The 1,752-nt window shown below is 35.3% G+C and carries 4 protein-coding genes; all 4 read right to left on the bottom strand.

Annotated elements, in window-relative coordinates:
* Positions 1-73: 73 nt before the first annotated feature.
* The 4 genes from Q0238_RS02455 to imm40 all read right to left on the bottom strand — a co-directional run bounded on the left by Q0238_RS02455 (position 74) and on the right by imm40 (position 1,640).
* Positions 74-262, bottom strand: a complete 189-nt coding sequence (locus Q0238_RS02455; RefSeq protein WP_297942593.1) for a hypothetical protein — start codon at positions 260-262, stop codon at positions 74-76.
* 23 nt (positions 263-285) lie between these two features.
* Positions 286-792 carry a hypothetical protein gene (locus Q0238_RS02460; RefSeq protein ID WP_297942596.1) on the bottom strand — a complete coding sequence of 169 codons (507 nt, stop codon included), beginning with the start codon at positions 790-792 and terminating at the stop codon, positions 286-288.
* On the bottom strand, positions 785-1,174 hold the full coding sequence (locus Q0238_RS02465; protein ID WP_297942598.1) for a hypothetical protein: 390 nt from the start codon (positions 1,172-1,174) through the stop codon (positions 785-787). Before Q0238_RS02465 ends, Q0238_RS02460 begins: the two co-directional genes overlap by 8 nt.
* A gap of 121 nt (positions 1,175-1,295) precedes the next feature.
* Positions 1,296-1,640 carry an Imm40 family immunity protein gene (imm40, locus tag Q0238_RS02470; RefSeq protein WP_297942600.1) on the bottom strand — a complete coding sequence of 115 codons (345 nt, stop codon included), beginning with the start codon at positions 1,638-1,640 and terminating at the stop codon, positions 1,296-1,298.
* Between the last annotated feature and the right edge of the window lie 112 nt (positions 1,641-1,752).

Genomic DNA, 1,752 nt, shown 5'->3' on the forward strand with positions numbered 1-1,752 from the left:
TGAGCAAAAATTCATGTTTAGGCATACAGCTCCTTATTGTTTTAAAATATGACTTTAATAAAGCTCGATATAGCTATTCGCCAAATTCCATCCAGGCTGCGGCGTATTCTTGTGTTTCATCTTTAAAATATTTGCTAATTATCTTATATTCGTCTTCTGAAAATATCTGCTCTTGATAGGCGTTAAAATACGCCCTGTTTTTCTCTATAAAGAAATAGATATATTCCTCATATTTGCCCAAATCAGTCTCTATTAAGCGCATTTGCCAATCCTTATAAAATTCCATCATAATACTTTTCTCCAAAATTTTATAGCGCTTTTTATCTCTTTTTCAAAATGTTTGAATGGTATATAAATTTCTTCTTGTTCGTAGGGCTTTAACTTTTTATATTTCTTGGAATGCGTAATTCTCGCAATATTTTCATAGTGTTTTTGCAAAAAATCTATGATTATTTTTACCTCATCTCTGCTAAATTGTTTCGCTCGCGCCCGTCGCATAGGCGGTGCAAATGCTTGAATAAACATATCTTCTATAATCGCTTCATCGCCGAAGCGCTCGTAAAAATCAATAAAATCCAGGATATAATACCTAAAAGTATAGTCATTGAAAACCTGCAAATCTCCCGATAAAAGTTTGATCGTGCTATGGTCTAAATCGCACAGATCTTTACCGCACAGATCTTGCTCGACAAGCTCATCCTTTTGTACAGGATTTGTTATAATTTCCGGCTTTTGCAGTTTAAGCCGCGCCTTTAGCGCTTTTATTCTAGTATGCAATTCAAATTTATTCATCTAAAAAATACACGTCATTATCTAAACTTATATCGTTACCCGCTAATAGCCTTAGCAAATCCGTATCGTAGTATAGACCCGGCAAGTTACCGTGGCTGTAAATCACGACTCTTAGCAGCTTTTTTACGCTTTGTAATTTTATACTCCTCGCGACATTTATATCTGCCAAGAATTTTTTAATTAGATCTCCCGCAGAAGGTATATCATAAAATTTTTCCTCTATGCTAAAGCCAAAATTTCTGTATTTTAAAATAGAGCCTTTTAGTTTCAAATCTCCCCTGCGCCAGGTTTTTGTTGCAGATATGCCGCTGCTGCTTATTGTTTCGGATAGATCCCTATCGCTTTCGATCGATAGTATTAAAACTACTTTGTTGCCTTTCAAAGCTACTCCTAAAATCTTTTATATCCTATCTACGCACATATTGTCATTCAGTTTGACACACATTTTATATTTATCAGAATATGAGCAAAACCAGCATATTCTGCATTGGAAGTTAAAATTTTCATTTGGACACCCGCCCAGGACAAATAGTTGGGCAATATGCAAAATCATCTCCGTTTCTAGCGCGATAATTGGTGATATATTGGATCGCCACCTCAAATGCATTGTCATCTTCCGATTTAATACCCCAGCAATCGTATGTGATTATGGGCTCATTGCCGCTTAGGCGATATACATCCCCTCCTACGATAATCATACCTTTATCTCTTGTAATTTTTAGCACCTCCATTACATCATCAAATCTCCAAGCGATTCCATAAATTCCATACTCCTCCCTTAAGCGTATACCGCGCTCCAGCAGATCTTGCAGTACGATATTTACGTAATCTTCATCTATAAATGACACAATCTCTCCTTTATTTCACGTTAGGTCTAAAAAATCTATGTTTGACAGTTTTGTCATCGTTTCTAGTAATATTTAAAAATTTACTAATCCAAGAATTCAATATCCTCAAAAT

The sequence above is a fragment of the uncultured Campylobacter sp. genome (assembly GCF_938045775.1).
Taxonomy (GTDB): domain Bacteria; phylum Campylobacterota; class Campylobacteria; order Campylobacterales; family Campylobacteraceae; genus Campylobacter_B.

Coding starts and splice junctions, on each gene's coding strand:
- Q0238_RS02455 (WP_297942593.1), bottom strand. CDS start 262: ATGCGCTTAATAGAGACTGATTTGGGCAAATATGAGGAATATATCTAT.
- Q0238_RS02460 (WP_297942596.1), bottom strand. CDS start 792: ATGAATAAATTTGAATTGCATACTAGAATAAAAGCGCTAAAGGCGCGG.